A 933-nucleotide genomic window follows, 5' to 3' on the forward strand; every position below is an offset into this window, starting at 1 on the left:
TGCCGTCCAGGCCGAGGAAGGCGATGGAGTAGGCGAGCTGGCCGGTCATGGGGAGTTGGTGGCCGACGCCGGAGATGCTGATGCCTTCGATGGTGGCCTGGGTGGTGGTGGTGCCGTAGCGGGTGCGGGTCCAGGAGGACTGGGGGTGGTCGGTGAAGGCGGGGGTGGTGGTCAGGCCGTGCAGGTTGGTCCACTGTTTGATCTCCTCGCCGTAGTTGGGGTAGGCGAGGGTGGTGTCGGTGGTGCCGTGCCAGAGTTGGATGCGGGGGTAGCGGCCGGTGTAGCCGGGGTACATGGCGCGGGCCTGGTCGCCCCATTGCTGGGCGGTCTTGATGAGCTGGCCGCCGGAGCATTGGCTGTTCCATAGTGAGCCGTTGGTGGTGGCGAAGCAGCCGGCCGGGACGCCGGAGTAGGCGGAGGCGGCGGTGAAGACGTCGGGGTATTGGGCGGCCAGGACGTTGGTCATCATGGCGCCGGAGGAGAAGCCGGCGACCACGATGCGGCTGGGGTCGATGTTGTAGCGCTGGCGGGTGTAGTTGACCATGGACATGATGCCGGTGGAGTCGCTGCCGCCGTCGCGGCGCAGGGCGGCGGGGGTGGAGACGTCGAAGCAGTGGCCGTCGCGGGTGGCTTCGGGGGCGACGATGATGTAGCCGTAGCGGTCGGCGGCGTTGCGGTAGTCGACGCCGTTGCCGTTGACGATGCCGGAGGCCGAGCCGCTGCAGTAGTGGACCAGGACCAGCAGGGCGGGGCGGGCGGCGACGTTGTTGGGGACGTACCAGTACATGTTGAGGTTGGTGGGGTTGTTGCCGAACCCGGTGACCCGGGTCAGGGTGGCGGCCGCGGCGGGCCGGGCGGCCAGCAGCGCGACAGATGCCGCCACCAGCGGCAGCACGACCGCCGCCAGCAGGGCGATGAGCCTTCTTCTCACGC

The 933-nt window shown here is 69.3% G+C and carries 1 protein-coding gene; it reads right to left on the reverse strand.

Features of this window, described 5'->3' with window-relative positions:
* On the reverse strand, positions 1 to 933 hold a 933-nt coding region (locus Sru01_RS35095), incomplete at both ends, for an extracellular catalytic domain type 1 short-chain-length polyhydroxyalkanoate depolymerase (RefSeq protein WP_239138082.1).

It is taken from the genome of Sphaerisporangium rufum (assembly GCF_016863395.1).
Taxonomy (GTDB): domain Bacteria; phylum Actinomycetota; class Actinomycetes; order Streptosporangiales; family Streptosporangiaceae; genus Sphaerisporangium; species Sphaerisporangium rufum.